This is a genomic window from Amycolatopsis sp. NPDC059021 (assembly GCF_042739895.1).
Lineage (GTDB): Bacteria > Actinomycetota > Actinomycetes > Mycobacteriales > Pseudonocardiaceae > Amycolatopsis.
The window spans coordinates 102,317-128,439 of the sequence record NZ_JBHYIQ010000003.1; the positions used below are offsets into that span (position 1 = coordinate 102,317).

The 26,123-nt window shown below is 63.7% G+C and carries 2 protein-coding genes; both read left to right on the forward strand.

Going from position 1 to position 26,123, the window contains the following annotated elements:
• Positions 1–169 precede the first annotated feature (169 nt).
• Entirely contained in the window at positions 170–23,689 is a 23,520-nt protein-coding gene (locus ACFWX1_RS02340; RefSeq protein WP_378383008.1) for a hypothetical protein, read from the forward strand.
• Positions 23,682–26,120 (forward strand): glycosyltransferase, encoded by a 2,439-nt coding sequence (locus ACFWX1_RS02345; RefSeq protein ID WP_378383009.1) that lies wholly within the window; start codon positions 23,682–23,684, stop codon positions 26,118–26,120. The genes ACFWX1_RS02340 and ACFWX1_RS02345 overlap by 8 nt, the downstream gene beginning before the upstream one ends.
• Positions 26,121–26,123: the final 3 nt, after the last annotated feature.

The window sequence follows — 26,123 nt, forward strand, 5'->3', positions numbered from 1 at the left end:
AGGTGTGTTGTGGCATGTGGGTGTTTCGCTGGCTCGAGGTGATGATCCGTTGTCGTTGTTGGCAGGGAGCGGGTATCGGCCGGATGGGTCGTTGGTGGAGCGGATGGCTGGATTGGGGGTGGCGGGGGCTGCTGCGGCGGCGAGGGGGGTGGGGGGAGCCGGGATAAAGGTGCGGACGAAAGCGGACTTCACACCGGAGGAGGAGCAGCGGTACACGGAGGAGAAGTTCTCGGGGTATCTGGGGGTTAACCGGCAGAACTACGTCGACGGGGTGCCGGGGCATGATACGAACTGTCTGGAATCGACCATCGCGGGCGCCAAGACGCACTTCGACCCCGAGGGTGAGGTGCATAAGGCGAAGCCCGCGCCGCCCGAGGGCGAGCCGTTGAAGAAGCTGGAAGACCAGTACGGTCCGGCGTATTGGGTGAGTGATCGTTCGGTCATCGACCAGTACATGAGGTTCCAGGCGGCCGCGGGTAAGGGTTATGGGCATGTCCGGTACAACACGGCCAAGGGCGGCGCGCATGTGATCACTGTGCTGCGAGACCCCGACGGGGATGTGACCTATTTCGACATGCAGCGGGGTGCCGTCCCGTCGTTGGATGGCGCGTCCCGGTTCAAGTTCCAGCCGGTCAACGGGAAAACCACCATCGCGGTTGCCCGGCCCGGCAACGACACACCTGCTGATCGTCCGGCTGCCGCGGAGGACTATGTCGCTGATGGGTCGCCTGTGGCGGGGCCGTCTGGTGGTGTCGTCGCGTCGGCGGAGCGGGACAAGCTCGCCGAGGTGCTGGACACGCTGCCTGAGTCGCCGCCGGGTTACCAGGAGACCCCACCAGTCGTGGACCAGCGGATGCGGGAGCAGGTGCGGAAGGCTGGGCGGGAGGCCGCTGGTGAGGCCGCCGAGGCACTGGTCGCCACGAGGTGGCCGACAGTCGGGCCCGCGTTGCCGCGCGAGGAGTTCGCTGTCGCGAAGCAGCGGCCGTGGGCGTCGACCGTGGCATGGCACGCGGGCGAGCTCGATGCGCTGCGCCGGGAGGGCACTCTGTCCCGCGACGAGATCGCGCAGCTGCGGTTGCGTGCTCTGCCGATGGTGGTGCCGGACACGACGATGAGCGTGGCCGAGCTGGGCCGGACGTGGCCGATGCGGCACGTGCTGCTGGACGCGCTGGCGCACCTGATCCACTCCGACCGGGCGCACGAGGACCCGCTGGCCCGCGCTCGGTCCTTTATGGACGCTTGGCGGGAGAACGGCCTGGACGCTCTGCCCCCGGACGCGGCTCCGGAACATGCCGGCACGGCCGGGGACCGGGCACACGCCGCGCTGGATCAGCAGTTCGACGCCGCGCTGGTGCCTCGTGTGTTCGCGCCGGAGGCGCTGGCGGAGCGGGAACAGGATGCCGCGGAGCTGGCCGAGTTGCCGGAGGATCAGCGGCGGGTCGTGGAGCGGTGGACGCGGTTGCTGCTGCCGGACCCGTCGCCCGGGTCCGGGATTTCGGGTCGGCTGCTGGCGCTGGGCCGTGAGGCCATTGCGCACGAGCTGGTCCGTACCGCACGGGGCCAGAACACGCCGATCGGTTCGGTAGACCTTCTTGGCCCTGTCGCGACGGTGGCCCGGCGGATGAGAGCCCTGATCACGCCAGGTCCGGCCGCCGCACACGGTGGACAGAGTGCCGGGCTGCCCGTGAACGCCGGTGCGGGGGCGCCGGTGGTGTCGACGTCAGTGGTGTCGTACGAGAGTTTCGTCGATTACGACGGGCTGCCTGCGGAGCATTGGGCGAGCGAATACCAGCACCGGAAGTTCCCGGGGACACAGGAAATCAACAGGCTGAACTTCGAAGTCGCCAATATGGGGGTGCCGGGTTCCGTCGGCTACACGATCAACTGTGTGTGGGCGACGATTCAGCTGATCAATACGCTCGCGTTCGGTTATACGTTCGAGGCACCCCCCGCACCGGGGCTCCTGAACGGGTGGCGGGTGTTCAGGTACCTGCTTCCCCAGCTCAGCTACAAGGTGCATACGAGCAAGCAGTCGATCGAGGCGTATATGTTGACTCAGCCGCGGGGCTCGTTGAGTGTCATTATCGGGCAAGAGAAGGAAAACAGTAAGATCGTACATGACTTCGCTGTCTATCGTCATCACCTTGACGGGAGTATCGACTATATCGATGCCCAGCCTGGCCTGCCGGCGAGGCTGATGCACTACAGTCGGTTTTTTGTGCTGGATTCCATTCCGGTCCGGAATCCGGATGATCTGTCCCGGCCCGGCATCCCGGCACCCTTGGCATTGCCCTACTTCTCCAAAAGTCCGGGTTTCGGCGGAAACTCGGACCACAACCCAGGTTCCGTTGGCCAGGGCATGGCCACGTTGCCGGCGGAAGAGCGGGCGTTCGTGAATTGGATGGCACAGTCGTTGTTGCGGGCCGTGAGTGTGGGCCCGGGTTGGTGGCAAGGCTCTGATCATGATGCTGTGGCGAACGAATTGGTGGCTTCTGCGTGGCGGCAGAATATTCCGATTGGCTCGCGCGAGCTCGACCTCAACTCGGCGTGGGAGGTGGCTTTAACAGCGGCCATGATAGCGGGGACGGCCGCGCCGAACGGCGGTGTTGGTGAGCTGCTGCCCGCCAACGCCGGCGCGGGGATGGCTCCGACGTATGTGCCGAATGCGTCCGCTTCCGTGCGGGCGCACTCGGCAGATACTTCGGAGCCGCTGGAGACGCCCTTCTACCAGGAGGAGTCCGGGGCGAACAGCGGATCTTCCCGTCCCGGCACCGTCATCGATGTTTCCGGCACCGAGTCCGAGGACACAGTGGTGGTGCCGGCGAACATGCCTACCGAGCAGTTCGGGATGCCGGCCGGGGCCGCCGATTCCAGTCAGCGGTTGAGGGACGAACTGGCCGTGCGAGCGCAGGAGGCTGCCGCGGACTTGGCCATGCTGCCGGACGGGGAGCGGGAGCCGGTGGAGCGGCTGGCGCAGTTGCTGTTGCCGGATCCGCCGCCCGCGTACCGGGTTTCGGATGTGTTGCTGGCGCAGGGACGGCAGGTCGTGGCGCAGGTGCTGGTGCGTACCGCGTGGTACCAGCGCACTCCGATCAGCTCGCTTTATTTCGATCTCAACCCGGCGTGGGAAATGGCCGCGCATGTGGACGACCTGACCGGTGCCAGACGGGGTGAGTACCGTGGCGGTAGGAGGGATGTACTACCCGCGAGCCAGCATGGAGCGTATGCGCTACCCGCGTCGGTGGGGTCGGCATCCGTGTTGCCGTATGTGTCGTTTGAGAGCTTCGTCGCCAGTGATGGTAGCCCGGATATGCCGGGGATGCTCACCTACTCGCGGCAGAGGTTCCCGCACGCGTTGGCGATCAACAGGTCGAACTATCTACGTGCCATGGCCGGAGAGTTGGGCTTCGCTGGTTTTATTCACAACTGTGTGTGGACGTCCATCCAGCTCGCCAACACGATCGCGTTCGAATCCGAGTTCATCGCGTCGCCGACAGCGGTTGGCTTAATGTGGGATGAGACGTTCATGCACCTGTTCCCTTATCTTCGGGAATCGCGGCATACGAACGTGCAGTCGATCGTCTGGTACATGCTGTCTCAGCCGAACGGGTCACTGAGCTTCGTTCTTGCGTCTAATTTTAGTGCTCGCAGCAGGCATGCTTTTGTGGTGTATCGTCATCACCTCGACGGGGGTATTGATTTCTTCGACGGTCAGACCGGGATTTCGACGCGCCTCGGGGGCTATGACGTTTTCCACGTGTTGGAGCCAATCGCAGTCCGGCAGCAGGACAATCCTGCCCTGCCAGGGATCCCGGCACCGCTCGGGCTTCCCTACTTCCCCAGTGAATTCGGTGCCGGCAGCACCGCACTGGCGCGTCGTGTGTTCGCGCCGGAGGCGCTGGCGGAGCGGGAACAGGATGCCGTGGAGCTGGCCGAGTTGCCGGAGGATCAGCGGCGGGTCGTGGAGCGGTGGACGCGGTTGCTGCTGCCGGACCCGTCGCCCGGGTCCGGGGTTTCGGGTCGGTTGCTGGCGCTGGGCCGTGAGGCCATTGCGCACGAGCTGGTCCGTACCGCACGGGGCCAGAACGCGCCGATCGGTTCGGTAGACCTCCCTGGCCCTGTCGCGACGGTGGCCCGGCGGATGAGAACTCTGATCACGCCAGGTCCGGCCGCCGCACGCGGTGGACGGAGTGTCGGCCTGCCCATGAACGTCGGCTCGGGGATGGCTCCGACGAATGCGCCCGCTTCTGTGCAGGCGCATTCGGCACATACGTCGGCGCCGACAGTGTCGACGTCGGTGGTGTGGTACGAGAGTTTCGTCGACCACGACGGGCAGCCGGCGGAGCATTGGGCGAGCGAATACCAGCAGCGGAAGTTCCCGGGGACACAGAATATCAACCGGCCGAACTATCAGTTTGCCAAGAGGGGGGTGCCGGGTTACGTCGGCTACACGATGAACTGTGTGTGGGCGACGATCCAGCTGATCAATACGCTCGCGTTCGGCTCTACGTTCAAGGCGCCCCCAACATCGGGATCACTGAACGGGATGCGGGCGTTCAGGTACCTTTTTCCTCAGCGCAGCTTCAAGGTTCACGAGAGCAAGCAGTCGATCGAGGCGTATATGCGGACTCAGCCGTGGGGTTCGTTGAGTGTCGTTTGCGCGAGTGCGAGCGGCACTATGTTCTCGCATATCTTCGCCGTCTATCGTCATCACCTCGACGGGAGTATCGACTATTTCGATGCCCAGTCTGGCCTGCCGGCGCAGCTGATGCCCTTCGATTGGTTTGCCGTACTGGATTCCGTTCCGGTCCGGAATCCGGATGATCCGTCCCAGTCCGGCATCCTGGCGCCCTTGGTATTGCCCTACTTCCCCACTGCTCAAGGTTTCGGTGAAAACCCGTACCACACCCCAGGATCCTTTGGCCAGGGCATGGCCGCGCTGTCGGAGGAAGAGCGGGCGGTCGTGAATCAGATGGCGCAGTCGCTGTTGCGGGCCGTGAGTGTGGGGCCGGATGGGTGGCAAGGCCCTTATCGTGACGCTGTGGCGAACGAATTGGTGAATTCAGCCCGACGCCAGAATATTCCGATTGGTTCGCACGAGCTCAACCTCAATTCGGCGTGGGAGGTGGCTTTAACGGCGGCCATGCTGGCGGGGACGGCCGCGCCGAACGGCGGTGTTGGTGAGCTGCTGCCCGCCAACGCCGGCGCGGGGATGGCGCCGCTATCGACAGGCGTCTCGAGTTCCCAGCCTCCGTTGGAGGGTGGCGTTCGTGCGGGGTCCGACGGTGACAACCGGGAGCGGAGGGCGCTTGAGAAAAAATTCTTTGCGTTGCGGGAACAGATTGGCCGCGATGTCCAGGTGCTCGATGTAACTGATTTCGCGGACCTGTGGGCACGCGTCGGAAATATTGATGATCTTTCTGACGTTCCGTTGGATCAGTTGCGCACCGGGGTGGCGATGTTGTCCGAGGCAGAGGAGCGGTCCGACAAAGCCCGGTTTGAGCAGATTGAGAAGACTTACCACGCCGCCGTGAATGATCCGAGCTATAAGCCCAAGTTCTATCCGAACGACATTCCTGGGTCGGTGAACTCCCGTTTTCCACTCCAGTTCGGTCCCGAGCTCGAGTTCGTGATTCTTGCCAAGAACTTCGGGCAGTACTACCGGCGTGCGAACCGGCTGTCGGGCGACCTTTCCCGCGCGGGACATCTATCCGGTTGGGTCGAAGGGCTGCCGGCCGGATTGCCCATTGCTCCGGACCGGACCGGGAAACTTATGGACCAGGCGCGGAAAGAAAGTGAACTCGAAAAGAAAAACAAATGGATCATGGTGCGGGAGCTTGTCACGCGGTTCGGTACTGAGCTGGTGCCTTGGATTCTCCAGCTGAAGGAGCCGGGTACGTGGAAGCACTTCGGCGATATTCTGACCGGAATTCAGCGGCATCCGATCACATTTTCCGGACGAGGTGGACATATCAATCTCAGCTTCCGTGAGCGAGCGGCGGCGCCGCATGAATACTTGCGAGCAGCCAAGATCAACAAAGCGTTTGAAGCGCTGCTGTACCGCCTGGCAAACTATACCGACGGCACGCAGCGGCGGATTTGGGTTGTCGGGCCGAACCCGTTCCCTCCGGCACGTGTGGAGTCTGCTGCGGATGTAGCCAAACTGAGCCGGGACAAGCATGACGGCATGAACTTCGGGAATGCTGACGAGACCGGTCAGTTCCGCCGAGAGGATCGTTACTGGGCGGCGGACGGGAATGCCTGGGTGTGGCAGGTGCGCACGGAGATATCCGCCCTCATTCACGCTGCCGGAATGGATTCCACGATCGACGCGGAGCTTGACTCCTTGCTGGATGAAATGCCGATGCTGCTGTTCAGCGGCCGAGCCGGGCTGCCTGAACTAGTGCGCTTCCTGCGGATGGTTCCGGTGAGCAGGGAGGCGCAGGAACTCATCTTGCATTTGTTTGCCGCCACCCAGCCTTGGCGGAGTGGCGCCGACAATGACAAGGAACATCGTTCGAAGACCATGAACCTGCCGGAAGGTGGATTCTTCTTTCCGGTTCCCGGGATGTCGAGCGCGGAGATATCCCGGATCTCCCGGGCTGTCAAGGAGCCTTCGGGCGCGGAGGTGTTCATAGCGACTGTCGATGGAGGTGATATCAGCCGTATTGTGCTGATGGACGGCCAAAAGGTATCGAGCAAAGAGATCCTCTTCAATCTTTGGCGTCGCGATTTCGGTCTCAAGAAGTCGCCGGTATTCGCGATCAGCAATGCGGCTCAGTCCGAATGGTTCCCGGAGTTCGTGCGTCAGAATTTCGTGGGTGACTACGCAGGGTTCTCTCGTCATCCCATCATGGCGCCGCATGCCAAGTCGACTATTGATGACGAAACCGGAGAACTGCTGGCGGTACGCGATGTCGTGCAGGATGGCCGGGCTATTTCCGAGTTGGACCCGCAGGGCTGGGTAGCCTACTTTTGCGACAAGGAAAACCACATCACGAGTTTTGCAACCCACGAAGCTGAACTGAGTCGAGCGCTCGAATTGGCTCGCGAGTACTCGGCGACTCTCGAGTGGCGTGACGACGAGGAGGAAGAAAAGACGGGAGGTCGGATGTCACGCTGGTTGGACGAGGACGGTGACATCGCCTTCGGGCACGACAGTGATCCGAGAGCTGAGCTTGCTGAATGGGGCGACGAGCCCTTTCTTAGTGAGAGTGAAGATCTCCCTGATGCGCCCGGTGACGTGATCTCTTCTGATGAAGAAGATTATGAGATGGATGACTCCGATGTTGATCGGGGTAATTCCGATTTTGATGAGAGCCTGTCCGATGCTGGGGACGATCGGGAGCTGGGCGATGAGGTTGTGGTACTGGCGGGCGCACGGTCGGGGCGGGCTTCGGCTTTCGTGCCGGGCGGTTCTGTGGTTGCTCCGGGGGTGTCGTCGGCGCTGGGGCGGGGTGCCTATGTGGGGGAGAAACTTGGTCGGCTTGTTTCGGGCGTTAACAGGGCGAATTATTTGCGTGGGTTGGCTGGGGAGAAGGGCTTCTCCGGGTATGTGATCAACTGTGTGTGGGCGACGGTGCAACTGTTGAATTCACTTGCGTTTGATCGGGTGTTCGAGGCTCCTCCGGCGCCGGATCTGATGGATCCGTTCGAGGTATTCGATGATGTTATTCCAGGTTTGAAGTATTCGTTGTATGCGGATGAGCGGTTAGTTGACGAGCAGGTGCGGGGGCGGTTGTCTTCATGGGGGTCGGCGTGTGTTGTGCACGCGGAGCGTACGGGGAATCCGGATATGCATACGTTCGCCGCGTATCGGAGTCATGTTGATGGGGATCTCGTCTATGTCGATGCGGAGACGGGGCTTCGGGCTTCTCTTTCTTCGTTCAGCCGCTTTTACGTGTCGGAACCTGTGCAGCTTCGGAATCCCGACGATCTGTCCGGGCCGGGGCAGTCGGCGCCGCTGGGACTGCCCTACTACCCAGGGAAGCCGGGCGCTCGCAGTGGAAGCGCTTATGACGATTTCAGTGATACCGATATGTCCGACGCGTTCAGTGAGGACGATGAGGCTGTTGACGAGACTGATCTCAGTTCGATTGATGTCGAACTGCCGTTGGCAGCACAGGCCGTGCGGCCGACGAGTGCGTACCATCCCTCGCGGTTTGACGCTGCTGTCGGTGTGTGGAAGCTGGAGACTGAGCGGTCGTCGGGACAATCGCAGTTGTCATCGGGTACTCTTGAGAAGCTTGCCCGGTTCGCGGAGGAATTCGCCGACCATGTCGCTTCGTTGCTTGCCGAGAATCGTGAGACGCCGGACCTCCGGCTGTACTTCCCCGCCATTTGGCAGCGGTATGGTTTCCGGTTTGGGGATTTCGAGCGAAATCTGCGACGCGCGGTCGGGAATCGTGGTGTCGACCCCGAGGGCGATTGGCTGAACTTCGATCCGATCGCTGGCCCCGGCGGGGACCAGGCCTCGCGGCATGCCGAGATTCGAGTGCACGGAGGAACGCATGCCACACCGGAGAGTTATGTGGCGGCACGGCGGCTGGATGTGCCGTTCATCGGCTGGCAGGACGCACCGTCGAAGGCGGCGCAACGCAGGCTGAGGTGGATGATCAAGGGCCTGGTCTCGCGGGTGCTGGACAATCCGGGTGGTGCGGATCCGGGCGAACCGACACGTCTTGTTCTCGATCTGCGCACCGCCGAGGAACGGATGGCGGCACGTACCAGGGTGATCAGTGCTTTGGTCAATGAGGCGGTGCGAACGGAGTTGCTGCTCCGTGATTCGCCGTTGACGCCGAGGGAGTTCATCACCAGGCACGTCGTGCTGCGCCGGGACGCCACGAGTTCTCAGCCGGTGCTTTTGGCCGATATCATCGGGCCTCCGCATGCATTGGACAACGTGCGGACCGAACTACCGAAAAACATTGAGTGGACCACTGGCTCGAGGGTCACCGAGTCCGCTCCCGCGCCGCTTTCTGATCACGATGTGGATGATCCGGTGGGCTTCGGTGTCGGCCCGGCGAATCGTGATCAGAGGTCTGTGGAGCAGTCAACGGTCGAACAGGGCCGTGATGAGGAGGCTGCGGGGCTCTCGGGTGATTCCTTGGAGGTTCGCTTGCAGCGGCTGTCGGCGGGTGAACCGGTGGCCTACGGTGATTTCAGGTCGCGGGGTGGGCCGGTGTTTTCCGAGGACGAAGCAGGCCGTATTGACCAGGCTGCTGTGCAGTTGACCGAATTGTTCAGGCAAGGGCACACCGCGGTCGACCTCCAGGTGCGATTGCATGGTCCGCACGAGCAGATGGCTGGAATACATGAACAAATGATCGAAGCGATCCGGGGGAAATTCAAGGAACTCGTGAACGGTCATCTGCGCGAGGCTGGGTTCCCTGCGTCATCCATCGATAGGCTGACGTTGTACGCCGCTCGCGACGTGCGTACTGAGGCGGAGGTAGGTGACTACGGCAAATGGGAACTGCGGATGCAGCCGACCGTGCCACGGCAGCCGTCCGTCGCGCGCGATCATGCCGATGACGGCGCCCGGGAAATGTCTGGTGCTTCAACCGTTGTTCGTGTTCCCGCGCTGACGGCGCAGCTTGAGCGGGAGGCTGGGCAGCGGGAGGAGCGGGCTCGGGTTGAGCAGGCTGAGCAGGAGGCACGTGAAACGGCCCCGGACCTCGAGCCTGATGGGCAGCCGGACCGGCAAGCCGATCCGGCAGAGGATGAGCGTCCCAAGCTTGCGGAGGGTTATTTTCCTGTCCTCAACTTTGACAGCGTGGAGCTAGCTGGTGCTGAAATTGACGACTATGGTCGAAAACTGGCAAGCTATATCAACGGGCTGGACCCGGATACGGTATTGCCGGATATCCAGATTTTCGCTTGGACAAAAATGCGGCCTGGTACCAAGGAAGAAGTGACGCGCGCGGGACAGATGAGCCCGCAGCAGGAGACAATCGAAGAGCGAGCAAAAGTCCACGTCATCGAGCGGTTGCGCTCCGCCATGCTGGCCGCCGGCCTCGACAGTGGAAAATTTGAACGTCTACCGATCACCTGGATGGTGTTTTATCGGAGTAATAAGAAAAACTTCGTTGGTGACGGAATCGTGACCGTCCAGGATGTCGACCCGCATGCTCGAACCGAGAACTATTACCGTAACGCGCAAGAATTGTATTTCACTTACATTGGCCGGAAGCGTGAACAGAAGCTGTCCGTGGCCACTAAGGAGCGGCTGCTTTTGGTGGCGGAAGGCTTTGTTGGGGAATTCCTCGACAGTCATGAGGATCTGCGTCCCACGCTCGATGTTCTTGTGTCCAAAAAATATAGTCTCGTTGGTTATCGTGTTGCCGAGCTGGCCGATTTGATGCGGAGAAATCTTGGAAGGGTTTGGGAGGGTCTCGGGCGGAGTAAGGCGGATCCGCTTTTCGGGATCATGTGCAGCCATGCGAAGGTCGTCAAGGCGGCAATCTCCGGCGGATTCACGGTTGTCAGGACCTCGCCCGCGAAGACGGCCACGTTCGGCCCTGAGACGCCTGCCGTGCGGGATGAGACTGCTGAGGGCGATAACACCTCCCGCGACGGAGTGGCCAGGGCCCGTGCCGTCGATGAGGATGTGGAAGATCTGTACGGTGCCACACCGGAGGCGGAGGGCCTGCCCGCACCCACCGCCGCGGCGGCACCGCGCACGACGCCGCAGCTCGCTCCTCAGCTGGACGGCGATCAGGATGATTCGTCCAGTTCGCCGGCGGACGAGGAATCCGCCTCCGAGCGTGTGGATCACGGCGATCAGGGTGACCGTGGCGCCGAACCGGTTGTTGAGCGCCGCTCTGAAGTGAGTGGTGTCGACAGCCGACTCGATGATGATGATCGGTCGGTCCGGTCCGATCACGAGGATTCACCCCGTTCACCGACGAGCGACCTCGGCAGCGTGATGGAGCGGTGGGAGCCGCGGTTGTCCCCGGAGGCCGCGGAAACGCCCGTACCGACGGGCGACTTGCTGGACCTGCCTGCCGAAGCAGGGCCAGGGGAGCCGGTGACTGGAAGCGACCTCGTGCCCCAAGAAGCACTGCTTTCCGAGAACCATTCCGATGCTGAGCCGATGGCCGCTGAAGACCAGGTCATGTCCGATGCTCCGTCAGTGGAGCGCGAGCAGGACATGGTGGAGCAGGGCGGGGACGATGACGCGTCCAGCTTGTCGTCGGAGGAGCACGGCCGGATGGACTACGCCAATCTCGGCTTGGACGACCTGGACTTCGGCGACGGGGATACCGGCTCCCCCAGTGGTGAAGGGCGGCAGACGGTCGAACAGGGCCGTGATGAGGAGACAGAGGGGCCCTCGGGTGAATCCGAGATGGTCACGCGCGATCTTGTCGGCGACGACGCTCGGGAAATGTCTGACTCTTTGTCCGCTGTGCGTGATTCTGCGCTGACGGCGCAGACTGTGTGGGAGGCGGAGGAGCGGGCTCGGGTCGAGCAGGCTGAGCGGGAGGCACGTGAAACGGCCCCGGAGCCTGATGATCAGGCGGGCCAGCAAGTCGATCCGGCAGAGGATGATCGTCCCAAACGTGCGGAGGGGCATTTTCATACCCTCGACGTGGATGGTGCGCGGCTGATCGGAGAAGACATCGATGGCTACGGCCGGAAATTGGGTAGCTATATCAAGGATCTCGATCAGGGTGCTGTACTACCGGACGTCGAGATTTTCGTCAGGACGAGCTTGCCGCTTGATGGCAAGAAGAAATTGACGCGTAGGGAACTAATGAGGGGGGTTGCGCAGCCGAAGACGATCAAAGAGATTGCACAATACCACATTGTCGAGCGGTTGCGCCGCGCCATGTCGGACGGCGGTGTCGATGACGTTACATTTAAACGCTTGCCGATCACCTGGGTCATACGCAGGGTGTTTCCAAGTGACCCGTTAGAGGGGCGGGTGACGGTCCGAGATGTCGGCCCATATGGCTGGGTCGAGGATGATTACCGTAATGCACGGAAATTGAACCTTCATTACGTTTTTGGTGCAATGGAAAAGTTGTCTGTAGCCACTGAGGAGCGGCTGCTTTTGGTGGTGGACGGTTTTGTCAGAGAATTCCTTGGCAGTCAGCAGGGCGTGCGCCCCAGGCTGGACATCGGTGTGTCCGGAAAATATGTGTCCGTTGACAATCGTGTCGAGGACCTCAGTAAATTGGTGACGAGACACCTTGGGGTGGTTTGGAAGAATCTCAAGCGGAACGAGTCGGATCCCTTGTTCCAGCTCCTGCGTGACCACATGACGGTCTTCAAGGATGACGACCTCCAGCAGGGAATTCGGCTTGTCAGGACCTCGCCTGCGGAGAATGCCGCGCTCGGTTCTGGCGCGCCTGCCGCGTGGGATGAGGCTGCCGAGGGTGACAGTACCTCCGGTGACGGAGTGGTCGAGGCCCAGGCCGTCGAGGAGGAAGATCTGTACGACGCCACGCCGGAGCCGGAACGCCTGCCCGCACCCACCGCCGCGGCGGCACCGCGCACGACGCCGCAGCTCGCTCCTCAGCTGGACGGCGATCAGGATGATTCGTCCAGTTCGCCGGCGGACGAGGAATCCGCCTCCGAGCGTGTGGATCACGGCGATCAGGGTGACCGTGGCGCCGAACCGGTTGTTGAGCGCCGCTCTGAAGTGAGTGGTGTCGACAGCCGACTCGATGATGATGATCGGTCGGTCCGGTCCGATCACGAGGATTCACCCCGTTCACCGACGAGCGACCTCGGCAGCGTGATGGAGCGGTGGGAGCCGCGGTTGTCCCCGGAGGCCGCGGAAACGCCCGTACCGACGGGCGATTGGTCGGCTGGCGACTTGTTCGACGCTGAGGAGGGTTTGCACACTGAAGGGCTGGAAGAGCGGCCGCGGTATGACGACCTGTCAGAGCGCATCGGCAGCCCATTCGACGATGACCAGGATATGTCCGATGCCCCGTCGGATGAGCGTGTTCCGGACGCGGTGGAGCAGGTCCAAGACGACGACGCGCTCAGTTCATCGCCGGACGAGTTCGACGATGAGGCGAGGTGGGGGAAGAACTACGAGTACTTCGGCTTGGAGGATATGAACCTGGCATCGCCGGGGAACCCTGCTCCGGTGGGGCAGGCCGATGCACCGGCCGGTGACCTTGGCGAGCAGTCGGACATCGATTTCGACTTCGATCCGATGGATCTTGACTTCGGGGACATCGACCTCATCGGGCTGGACCGGTCGGCGGATCTGGGCGCGGAGCCCTCTGTCCAGGAGCCTGCGGCCAGTGAGCCGGTTGCCCAGGATGCGGTTGGCGTGACGGACACAGCCCGTTCCGATGCGTCAGTTGCCGACACGGCGCTGACCTCAGCCGCACTGGCTTCCGCCGCGGCCTCGTTGCCGCCGTCCGCGCTCGCGAGGGGCCGGATAGGGATTGCTCTCCAGTTGTCCCCTGACGATCACGCGGCGCTGTTGGAAGCTGCGCGGATGATCGTGCGGCAGGTCATGTCGCGGAACCGTGGATTCACCGAACACGAGGGGGTCGATCTGCAGTTCGTCGTGCGGGTCAACTCGGAGGAAGGAGACCGGTTCCAGCGGACGGCCGAGGTTGTACGCGCGGGAACGATCGCCGAGGTGTTACGCGCGGGATCGTCGCGCGCGTTGCGGCAGGCGCTCGATGAGCTGTATCCGGCCGACCGGTTCCCTGATCGTCCGGCGGAATGGCAGTTGAGGCCGACGTTCATTCTGTCGCGGGGCACTATCGGCACCGCCGGGGCCTGGGAGTGGTACTTGCGTGACTCTCGGGTCAGGACGACCGATTCCTACCGTGCGCAGAGTGACTACGAAACGAGAAACAACAACGCGGGTGCGGTGCGCGTCATCGATCGCAACCGTATCGGGTGGATGGCTGAGGGGTTTGTCGACGCGGCTGTGCGGGCTCCGGCCGATCGGTTGCCGCTGTTCGAGTTGACCATGAACGTACCGGCTGACCAGCTCACGTCGCAGATCGCGCCTTCCCGGCGGTTTATCGAGGGTGTTGTGCGGAACAGGCTCGCTCAGTACCCGGCGGGTTCAACGGGGCTGACAGTCGACCAGGTGCTCGCCCGGGTACGTGTCCGGGAGAGCATCATCGAGAGCGAGCACGATCCGCGGCTCGGCCTCGTCGAGGTGCATGTCGAGGGGCAGCGTCCGGTGACGGGGCCGTTCGGCCCGGCGGCTTCCGCTCAGCCGGGCGGCGACGCCGCGAACCGTGAGCCCGGCTCTCAGCCGGGTGTGGCGGGCAGGAGCACAGGAACGGCGCGCGGTGTGCGGCTGGATCGTCCGATGGGGACGGTGGAGAATCCGGCTCCGCTGGCGGAACTGGTTCAGCAGGATTCTCCTGACGTGGATCTTGTTCAGGTGCCGTTGGTGGATGCGTCGGGTGTGGTGCGGGGTGTGGGGTTCTTGCCGCCGGGTGAGGCGGAAATTGTGGAGGAGGCGTTTCGCCAGGGTGCTGGGGAACCGGATTCTTTCTCGGTGGTGATGCATGGTGAGGGTGTGGATGCGGCGGGGGTGGTGCGGTTGTTGAAGAGTTCGGGGGAAGGGTGGTTGCGGGGGTCGAAGGTGGTGTTGCTGAGTTGCCGGGTGGGTGGATTGGGGTCGGGTGATGTGCTGGGGGCGGTGGCGGGGTTGGTGCGGGAGGAGGGTTTCGCGGGTCGGGTGCTGGGTCCGGATTCGGCGGTTGAGGTGTTCGAGGATGGTGCGGTGGTGCTGCCGGAGGGAGGTGAGTTCGTCAGTATTGATGGGGATGGTGTACGCCGGGTCGAGCCTGGCAGGGATCGTGGTCCAGGTAGCGGCCGGTCGGTCCGGCTGATGGATTCGCCGTCCGATGTGGACAGTGAGTCGGCTGGATCGGCCGCGGCGCCGGATGCACAGTCCAGGCAGGCCGGTGCGCCTGCCGACAAGGGCGGACGAGCGGGCTCAAGAGGGGGTCGCTCGCGTCGTGGTAGCGGGCGGCCTGAGCCGGCGTCGGGGTTGCTTTCGCCTCAGTGGACGGCGCGGCCGCGGGCCACGTCGGCTGACCCGGGTCTGACGTCTCGTCCGGAGTTCTCCGCGGCTACCGGGTCGACCTTGCGTGATGACGAGTTTTCGTCGCCTGCCGGTCTGACACGTGCCCAAACGCTGGCCTCGATGCCGGTGGTGCTGGGTAAGGGTAGCGGAGATCGGGTGCTCCGGGCAGCGCTGGATCAGCCCAAGGTCGTGGGTACGCCGGCGGACGGGCGTGAGTTGCGGAAGCAGGTCAGCCAGTTCACTGGGTGGACGCTGGGGGCTGTCGCCGCGATTAAAGAGTTGTCAGACAAGAGCCTGGGTGAGCTTGTCGGTTCGGGTAAGGGGATTGATCTGGAGCTTCCGGATTTCTCGGTCAAGGTCCGGGTTGTCGATGTCGGGACAGGCGATGTGGCGTCGGATTCGGCGATCGAGGATGACGAGGAGTCGGTGTGGTCGGCCTCGTACGAGTCGCGGCCGGAGGACACTGTTTCGGTTGAGAGCAGGGAACGTAAGCCGAAGGTGAATCCGACGTCGGTCGCGTCGGCGGTCATACCGCCGACGGTGGCCGGTAAGTTCGGCCTCGAGGTTTATGGTTTGGGGAAGGAGACGAGCTCTTCGGTTTCGAACAAGACGACGCGCAGGTATACGGAGGCGACTTCCGAGCAGCGGAAGAGCAGTCTTTCCCGGCATTTGGTGGCGTATGAGGTGATCGTGACGCCTCGGGCGAGCCGGGTTCCGTTCCGTCAGCGACCCGAGGCCAGGGTGTGGGTGGGGCAGATTTCGCTGGGTCTGGAGTGGCCGGGGCATTCGGTGCCGGTCGAGGGGTTGCCTGCGGCTGTCCTGCTCAGCTACACCCGGGAATCGCACCACGAGAAGTCCAGGAAATCGGTTCAGCGCGGTGTTTTCGCCGGGACGACCGATGTTCGTGACAGGCTGCTCGCCAAGTACGGGCTGACCGCGGACGATCCTGTGGTCAAGGACAAGTTGTATCCGTGGCTCGATTCACTGGGCCCGAGGTACGCCACCGAGTTGATCAACGGTGGTGTGGTGCGGAAGACTTTCACCTTCGGTGATCTGGGTGAGGTCGAGGTCGCGATCGGGATAGCCCCGCGAGCGGGGGCGGCGGAATTGTGGACCAAGCCCATGGGCGTGGGTATGACGCGGATCGCGCACAAGAGGGATCAGAGCGGCGAGTACCGGATGTCGCATGGCCGGTCGGACAACGTGGGCGGCAAGATCTCGGACACGTTCGGGGCCGAAACGCACGGTGTGCAGGATTTGAGCGTCGGGGCGTCGGCGTCGTATCGCAAGTCGAACGCGGATACGCGCAGCGAGACCGAAGTGATGGGGTCTACGTGGTCCTCCGCTATCCGGGGGAACTTCGATGTGCATGATCTGGTGTTCGATTATGTGGTCACGGTGACGGATGTGCGGAAGTCGATGCCGGTGAAGCCGGTCGACCCCGGTGAGGGCAAGCAGGACGGTGGTGCGGTTTCCCCGGCGACGCGGGTTGCCGGTATGGCCAGGTTGTGGCTGTCGCGGCCGGGGGAGACGGAGTCGGCTGGAGATTCGGCCAGGGGGTCGGTGACCGGGGTCGGCGGGAACCGGCCCAAGTCCGGTATTCCCGATGACGAGGTGGTCGATCAGTTCCAGGCGTCATGGATGTTGCCAACGGATCTCCAGGAGAGTCTCATCGCCGACGTTCTGGGGCCGGCTTTGCAGAAGCTGGGCGCCGGGCATCAGCTGGGCGGGCTTCGGGTCCGTTTCAAGGAATTCCTTGACGAGAACGCGAAGGAGCTGTTCGAGGAGGGTGACCCGATTCGGTTCCCGTTGCCGGGCGGGAAGGATTTGTTCCTGGGCGGCAGGCTGGATCGCGGCCAGGGCGGGGGCAAGGGTGTGGTGGAGTGGCGGGAGCTGGATAAGAAGCTGACCACGGACGAAACGACGAAGCTGGACAACCAGCGGACCAAGGAGATCAGTCTCCAGCTGGTGGCGGAGGGCAAGATCGGGCCGGCGAAGCTGGGCGGAGACTTCACTGTCTCCCGGAAGTCTTCCCGGGGCGGTGCCATCAGCCGGACGGTCGGGCTTGAGGTGTCCAGGTCGTCCGGTCTGGCGGATCAGGATTCCTCGGAGCACCGGGCCGGCGATGTGCACAAGTACGTCTTCCCCGGGGTTGTCCGGGCGCGGCTGGGGCGGGACGTGGATGACCTGGACGACGGCGACAGCCTGTGGGAGACAAGCGGTGACGCGCACGTCCTGGTGCTGAAGAGACAGGGCATGGGGATGGAGGTCGACCGGGGCCTGCAGCGGGAGGAGACCGGGTGGATGGATGCCGGTTCCCTCGACCTGTCGGAGGAGCTCAGGGCGGAGTTGCCGCTGGAATATGACCTGGAGGGTTACAAGCCGGTTCGGCATCTGGGTTCGACGGTCAAGAAGTTGCTGACGCCGGTGGAGACGCGGGGCCGGCAGGCGAAGGCGGGTGAGGCGATCAAGCGGCTGGCACTGGGCGCCAAGCCGACAGCCCTGGGAGCGCGTCACGAGGGTGATGAGGACACGAAGAACGCCTCACGCGACGGGGTGGAATTGTGGGCGAGCTCGGACACCAGGGTTGTGCGGACGGAGGTGGCCGCCCGTGCCTCGGACGTGCAGCGGCTGGAGAGCTACAACGATGAAGGGTTCGTGGGCAGCAGGGACCGCATCGGGACGATCTCGCTGACGACTCGCTACTTCAACGCCCGGATCATCGATCGTGATGACGAGCATTTCTCCCGTCAGACGCGCAAGACGCAGACCGAGTTCACGACCTCTGAGTCCACGACGACCTCGGGTACCGGGACGGTGAGCACGTCCGTGGATGCCGGGGGGAAGGCGACTGTCGGTGGCGAGGCGTCCGGCGGTTACAGCCGGGGCCCGGTGCGGAGTGTGCTCGGCTCGGGGGCGACCGAGAGCACGGATACGCATGTGGGGCGCTATTACCTGGTCGAGGTCGACGAGTTCCATACGGCGGAGGTTTCGGTGTATGAGAGCGTCACCGGTCCGTTCGGTGATCAGCATCCGCGGGGTTCGACCACGCAGAGCAAGGAAAAGTTCGTGCCCGCCGCGAAGCGGATCTGGGTGGCGGCGAGCCGGATGTCCGAGGTCGCGCTAGCCGGCCGTGATCTGGACAACCTGGCTGATGAGGACCGCGCGACCTACCTGGCGGCACGCGCGGCGGCGAGCAGCCGGACCGGCGCACGAATCGAGGAGCAGGCCGAAACGCAAGCAGAGGTAGAGACCGAGGTTGGGGAACAGACAGAGTCGTCATCCGATCGGCCGGGCGGTTTGCCGGAGGCTGTCGAGCGTGGTGCCGGTACCTGGGGCGCCGGTCGAGCGGATCTGGTGCGTGAATTCCAGACGCGGTTGCGGGAGATGTTGACTGCCTGGGAGTCGACCATCCCGGAGGCCGAGGCCAGGGAGAAGTTCAAGCAGTTGCACGACAGGATGGCCGAGGATCTGGGCCGGACCTTGTCGCAGGGCGGTTTCGATTCGATGGTGCAGGAGATGCTCGGCGGTGGTCTGCCCCTGCACGGTGAACGCATCGGTGATTCCGGCAAGCTGGAGCAGCTGGCGTTGCTGAAGGCGCGGAAGGTGGGCGGCCGGCACCTCGATACGGGCTCCCAGCACGGTCAGCACCTGACGGTCAAGACGACGAGGACACGGAAGCGGGGCCAGAAATCGAACTGGAACGCGGGCGCGTCCGCCAACGCCATGCCGGCCATTCCCGAGTTCACCGGTTCGTCTCTGGTCGAGAAGGTGTTCGGGCCGAAGGTGGGTGGGGAGCGGAAGTCGGCTCGTGACACCACGGAGGACACGGGCAAGCAGTTCACCACGACGTTCCGGTGGGCGGGCGCGGCGGAGATCTACGGTGCCGAGCTGGAGATCGAGCTGGAGCTGCTGCCGCACGCGAGGTCGGGAACGTATCGCCAGTACCTTCCGTTCCTGCGCAGGAATCCGGTCACCGGTGCCCATAGCCTCGGCGATTTCGCGTTGTCCGGTGACGCGGTCCGGTACCGGGAACCGGTGTACCGGCCGGGGAATGATCAGCCCCTTGCACGGGTGGAGGGCTCGGCGCGTGAGTTCTGGAACGAGCTGCGCAACGTCGATGGCTATCCTGGCCTGCCTGACTCGGCGGTGGTTCTGCCGACCCGGTTCGCGGCGCCGAAATTGCATCGGTGGGTGCGTGATCATGTCGACGAGATGAATTCACGCCGGGCTTACGCGCTGCTGCTGGGTACCGGTTCCGGCCAGGTGCGCGAGCAGTTCCGCTACACACTGACCCGCGATGGTTTCGTGACCGACGTCGATAGTCAGACCATCAAGTCGGTCGCTATCAAGAGCAACTTGACCGACCTGCGCCTGTGGGGAGAGATTCCCGGCGCCTCGGTCGAGCATGAGGTGACCGAGCCGGGCAAGACGGCGCAGTCGGTCAAGGACGACACCAAGGCCGAGGCGAACGTGCTGACCGAGACGGCGGCCGGTGTTCTGGGTGTGGGTGGTGTGTCGAAGGAGAGCAGCAAGAAGGCCGTGGGCGGGATGGAGTCGTCGACGTCGGCGGTTCCGAAGCACTCCGGCAAGGTCTATCTGGTCAGTGCGCAGCTGAACTGGACTCTCACGCGGTGGAGCCGCGACTCGAAGGCGGCGGTCGAAGAACACATCGACGACGACGGCCGGATCTGGCTGCGGGTGAACGAAGCCGGGCTGGAAGCACTCGGCTTCGACGTTCCCGACGCGGGCACCGGAGTGCAGGAGGTGCGTGGCGAGGACTTCGGCGACCTGCTGGTGCCGGAATCGCCCTGGCACGACACCAGCGACCCGGCATCATCGACCGGCCCGACGTCCGCGCCTGTCGAACACCACCCCGACGAGCTGGACGAATCGGCTGATGGGCACAGCTCGGATCTGCTGGACACGGATGAGGAAGAGCCGTGGCTGGACTATCAAGACCTGGACAAGCTGGCTTTGGCGACGCCGTCACATCCGTCGTCGGCACGCACGGTGGATTCACCAGCCGTTTCGCCGCGTGCCGAGCAGCTGGGGGATGCCGGGCAGGGCGGATCGCGGTCAGACGACCAAGAGCTGTCGGTGCGGGATAACGACACCAGGTCCGTCGGCTCGCGCGAGTCCGGCCGATCCCACAGTGCCGGGGCGGCGCACGTGCTCGAAGATCTCATTCTGAATGTGAAGGGTCCCGGGAGTTCGCAGCCGGGGACTGGTTCTGACCTGTTGGCTGGTGATGTGGTGCCCGTGGGGGAGTTGGTTTCGGGGGATGGGTCGGGTCTTGTTCGGGTGCCGTTGGTGGATGGGTCGGGTGTGGTGCGGGGTGTGGGGTTTTTGCCGCCGGGTGAGGCGGAGGTTGTGGAGGAGGCGTTTCGTCGGGGTGCTGGGGAGCCGGATGCTTTTTCGGTGGTGATGCATGGTGGTGTTGTGGATGCGGCGGGGGTGGTGCGGTTGTTGATGAGTTCGGGGGATGGGTGGTTGCGGGGGTCGAAGGTGGTGTTGCTGAGTTGCCGGGTGGGTGGGTCGGGTGGTGTGTTGGGTGAGGTGGCGGGTTTGGTGCGGGGGAAGGGTTTTGCGGGTCGGGTGGTGGGTCCGGATTCGGTGGTTGAGGTGTTCGAGGATGGTGTGGTGTGGTTGCCGGAGGGTTCGTTCGTCAGTGTCGACGGGGATGGTGTGCGGCGGGTCGAGCCTGGTGGTCATGATGGTCCGGGTGGTGGCCGGTCGGTGCGGCTGATGGATTCTCCGTCCGATGTGGACATGGAATCGTCATCGGATGTGGACATGGACTCGGCGTCGGACGAAGGCTCGGGCCGTCCGGCGAAGTGGGTGTGGAACAGCTCGTTCGGTGCGGAGTTGGAGCCCAGTGCCCATACCGCCGGCGGCGTGGCGTTTACCAATGATGTCTCTGAACTCCACGGATGGTCCAGGTTGCATCGTGCGATGCCTTCCCAGGCGACGGAGGGTGGCTCCGAGCCGTTCTTCGTGTTCGTCAACGGCCGGGACAGCGGGTTCGATTTTGACGGCGAGTACGTGACGGGGGCGCAACTGGCGGAGCGGTTGCTCCGCTACGATGCCTATCAGGAGGCAGTAGCGGAGGATCCGGAACTGCGGATCGCGGTCGTGGTCGGTGCTGTTTCTGCTCATCTCGGTGGTTCTGTTGATGTGTTGCAGGAGTTCGGAGATTCGTTGCGGGAGTTCGCTGAGGCGATGCGCGGTTCTGGTCCGTATCGTGAAGTACTGGCCGCGGACCGGCCCGACTCGGAGAATCCGCATGAAGGCGTATTCAACCGTGTTTCTCGCCTGCGGTTGAGCGATGTCCAGTGGGTCGAGCTGATTGGCGCGGACGAGAAGACCTATGGAGTGGGCTTTCCCTCCACAGCGGAGGGGGCGACAGCGTGGACGGAAGGCGCGGAGGATTCCACTGTGTACTCGCGGCGGCTGTTCTCGGAGAAAGCTGACGACGCGGATGAGCAGCCCGTCGGCACCGAGGTCGTCGCGGACTGGGCAGGTAGCATCGAGGAAGGCAGGGCCGAACCGCTACACCTCAAGGGGCAAGCCGCTGGAGGTAGGCGCGTCGTTATGCTGGATGGCAGTGAGAAGCAGCTGCCCGTCAGTGACGAGGAGTTCACCGAGCTGGCTCTGGCGACCAGTGTGTTCGCCGCGGCCCAGCGGCAGAAAGTGCGACCGCCGCTCGTGATCACCACCGAAGGGCTGTTCGCGGGGAAAACCGATGTGGATCCGAACGTCGGCCTGGTCGCCGCACTGACGGAATTGGCCGGACCGTGGCACAGCTACTCGGCCGCGGCGTCGCAGGGCATATTCGGCCAGCCGGTGATGCGTCCGGGTGAGCGTTTCACTGAGACGCCGTTGACACTCGATGACGTGCGTTACGAGAATTATGATGCGGTGTTCGGGTTCCCGTCGGGCGACGATTACGCCGCCGATCGGGAGCGGCTGGAGCAGTTCACCGAGGCGGTCGCGGCCGGGCGTGGTGTGCGGGGTCCTTGGGGTGGGCGTAAGCCGATTTTCGTCTCGCTCGATGGTGCGACCAGTCATGGGAACCTGGGGCGGTATGACGGCCAGATCGCGGAGGAGGACGGTAAGCGGATCGGTGAATTGCTGCTGGATAACCCTGATTTCCGCGCACTGCTGGAAGAGGAAAAGAAGAAGGGGTCGGATCGTCGCCCGATCGTGCTGTTGTCTTCTGACGGCGCGGCACGGGTGAACTACGGTGGTCTCGGCTTCGACGTCGCTGGTGCGTTGCGTGCGGCAGGTCATTTCCTGGACGTCTACGCACCTACGAGGGAGGTGTCGATCGGCTGGGATGGTATTGGCCTTGGCGAGGATTCTTCGTTCGAGCTGGTTTCCACCTGGCGGGCAGGCGATCTGAAGACCACCGTGCTGACCAGTCCCGACAAGAAGATCGCGCTGCAGGTGGTGCGTTCGACCGGGGATGAGAAACTCCTCAAGGAGCTGGAGAAGTGGATTGCCAGGGCCACCCCCGAATCGCTCGCCTCCTTCCCGTTCCGCGACGAGTACGGACAGGTGCACGACTCGAATTGGCACGAGGACGAACCGCCGGTGCTGGTCGTCGCGCGTTCTACAGCGGCCGGCTACCGCGCGACGCGGCGGGATGGAGCGAAGGTAACGCTCTCCACCGAGGAAGAGCTGGCACAGGTTCTGCGGGACGACCGCGAGTTGCGCAAGCTTATGGGAACTTCTCCCAGTCGCGAGCTGATGCTGATTGTCCAAGGTCCGGCGAGAGCGGGGAACGGGATCGAGGAGTTCGCCAAGGCGATGGTGCCCGGCGGCTACTCGCGCACGATGCTCATGCCGGAGGGGCCGGTTTCGTTTGATCTGCCGGGCAAGCTGGTCACCCTCGGCGCCGTGCGGAGGGCCGACGCGATTGCGCCCCGCCCGCGCGATCTGGTCAGCTACCCACACGTGCGCCATGACGGAGTCGTGCACGGGCAGTTCTTTCCCACCGACGACTTCGACGCCGCTTATGACGCGGCGAACGGCATGCGGTACCTCGATGTCGCCCAGGGGACCTACTACCGGACGAAGGTGACACAGGACGGGAAGACGACGTGGAGCGGCGCGAAGTCACCATGGGCGGGGCAGCGGGTATGGCTCACCGATGGCCACGGTCTCGGATCCGAAGGCCTTTTCTTCCAGATGGTCACGGGGCGGCCGCACGTCCGCGGGGACGAGGTGATGCTGAACGGGGTGCTGGCCGCGTGCGCGATCTACGGCAGCACCATCTTCATGCAGGCGGGTGGGAGTGACAAGATCCTGCTCCGTCACTGCGAGAGCAATATGTCGACGGACTCTCAGGCTTCGATCGCCTACAACATCAAGCGGGCCTGGGAAAAGCACTTCAAGAAGAAGGTCGCCATCTGGGGCGCTGACCAACGTACCAGGCTTTCTGCCTCCGGCCTGACGACCGTCAAGAATGGCGGGCGGTTTGCCGAGGTCGACGATACCGGCTCCGTCGGTTCTCCGTCTGACACCGACATGAACTCGTCGTCGGACGGAGAACCAGGCACATCTTCTGTTTCTGATGAAGAAATGACCGGTCCGGTTCGGGCGTTGTCAGTATCCAAGGGGCCGTCTGATCCGCCTGCGAGGTTCCCGGGGGATGTCTGATTCCCTTGCTGATCCTCGTGCGGTGGCGGCGGTGATGTCCCGGCTCGAAGGTATGGCGGAGGTCGCGGACCGTACCGGACGACGTCCGTACCATAAGTTGCTTGGCCCGGATATTTTCGGCTTTGGGCGTACGCCTGAGGGGCCGGAGTTCATGCGGGCGGTGAATCTCGGTGGGTTGAGTGCGGCGCAGGGGATGGTTCTGCTGGCTCGGTTGAATCTCACCCGTGTCTTCCCGGCGGTGGAGGCGCTGACTCCGGAGGCGCTTACCCCCGCGGAGCAGGATGTGCTTGTCTCGGATTGGTCGGAGGACGACCGGAAGTACTGGCAGCGGGTGGGTATCGAGCCGGGTAGGTTGCCCGCCCAGCGGGTGACGCCGAACCTGTTGCACACCATCTGGGTCGGGGGGCCGTTCTCCAGTCAAGGGACCACGGGCATGCGTCAGCAGCGATTCGCCGAGTCGGCGAGGGTGTTCGGTGGTCAGGCAGTGTTGTGGACCGATGTGCCGCGTGACCGGGTCGAGGCCGTGTTGGCGGGGGATCGGGACGACTCTCTTACCGGGGTGCGGGAGATGGTGGAGTGGGCGCAGAAGAACGATATTGTTCTGGTGAACATCGACGAGGTGTTCAACTCGGCCTCGGCTACGCCGCTGGACTCGTTCTATCGTGCTGAGCTGAGCAAGGGAACCGAGCTCGGGTACGCTGCCGCGTCGGACATCCTGCGGATGCTCATCGTCTATGCTTTCGGGGGCCTGTATATCGACGGTGACGATGCGGTTCGTCAGCCGGGTGGGCTTCGCCGGGTGCACGAGACGGCGGGTTTCGGTTTCGGGAAAAAGAAGGTGACCGTCCCTCGTGAAGAGTTGTTCCTGAATAACAGCATCATCGCCTCAGCCAAGGGGCATCCGATGCACCTGGTCTGGTTCGACATGCTCAAGGAACATTACGATCTCACGCAGCTGGAAGTTTTTCCTTTGGTGGCGGCTGTCGCTCCCAGGGAGCAGGCCGGCGCGGGCCAGGGCCTGGTCCGGCGTCACTCGGTCATGCACCGTACCGGCCCGAACCTGTTGGTCAAGCTTGAGCAGCGGCTGGGTGTCACCGGCAATCCCGGTGTCGTGGGGGTCGAAATGGACAACGCTCTCAGCTGGGTGACGGGTTCGCCTACTCGGCCGGTTCGCCGGCGTGTGGAGGCCGACGATGGCGAGGGAACCGCCGAGTTGACCGCGCGGATGGTGCAGATGCTGGTCCGTCAGCTGCGTAATCGTCAAGGCGATCTGCACCTGACCGGGGCCGCGGGGCTAGCGCTTCGGCATGCGACTCCGGATGTGGTGTGGGCGGCGGCCCTCCGGTTCCTGGCGAGCATTCCCGCCCTTCGTGCGGAGGTCCGCACCGTGACCCCGCTCCGTTTCGTGCAGGGCAAGGTCTTCAGCACTGGGGTTCCGCTGGACATGGCGTCCTTGGTCAGTATCCAGCCTGGCGAGCAAGGGGAGTTTCAGGGTGAGTACACCTTCCCCGCGGTGATGCACGACCCGGGCGCGGGTGAGTCGGATTCGCCGGTCACAGGTTGGCGGGCTTCGATCCTTAACGAGGTCATGCTGGATCTTTTGACCGCGCTTCGGCAACGACAGGCGGAGGCGCGGCAGTTCATCGCGAGACGGCGAGTCGAGTCGGGGGATACCGCCGCTCCGTCGGCGAAGCGTCCAAGGCCGAGCTCACCTGGCACATCTGTCACCAAGGGCGGACGTTCCGGCACCGCGCGGACGACGAATGTCGAGAGGGTGCCTCCGCGAGGTGGAATGCCGGGAACTGCGGGGACGGAGTGGATATCCGGGCATCAGGTCGGTCCGGGTCTGCGGGTGGTGACCGGAGGGAGTTTCCTGACCGAGGAGGGCAAGTATGACTTCATGCGGGTTCGGTTGCCGCTGGTGCTGTTGGTGAACCCGCATGGGTATGAGCTGGCCTACTCGTGGAACTGTCCGGCGGCGGTGGTGGCCACGTACAACACCATCGTGCACCGTCGGGTGTTCGAGGCAGGTCCGGATGACTGGGGCCAGGACGAGGAGGATCTGGAGCAGGCGTTCGGTGGACAGTTCGTTGACTACGACAGCTTCGCGGAGGTCACGCAGCTGCTCTTGTCGCTGCCGTCGGAGGCGCATGCCGTGCTGCACTACTGGAGCTCCGACGAAGTGACTTCCGAGTCGTATGTGTCGCACTACATCAACGTGTACCGCGCGCCTGACGGGCTGGTCATCTTCATCGACGGTCAGGCCGGTCTGCCTGCGAGTCTTCCCGCGCACGCGACCCGTTTCCGCCTCATGATGATTCCGCCCGCGCGTCCGGGCGACGAGCCGATCTCGTTCCTGGACGACGACGCGCTTGACGAGGTCCACGCGGTCGAACCGCCTGATGCTGATAGCCCGGGCACGGAACAGTGATAG

Excerpts from the sequence above, each read along its gene's own strand:
- ACFWX1_RS02345 (WP_378383009.1), top strand. The coding sequence starts at position 23,682 with ATGTCTGATTCCCTTGCTGATCCTCGTGCGGTGGCGGCGGTGATGTCC.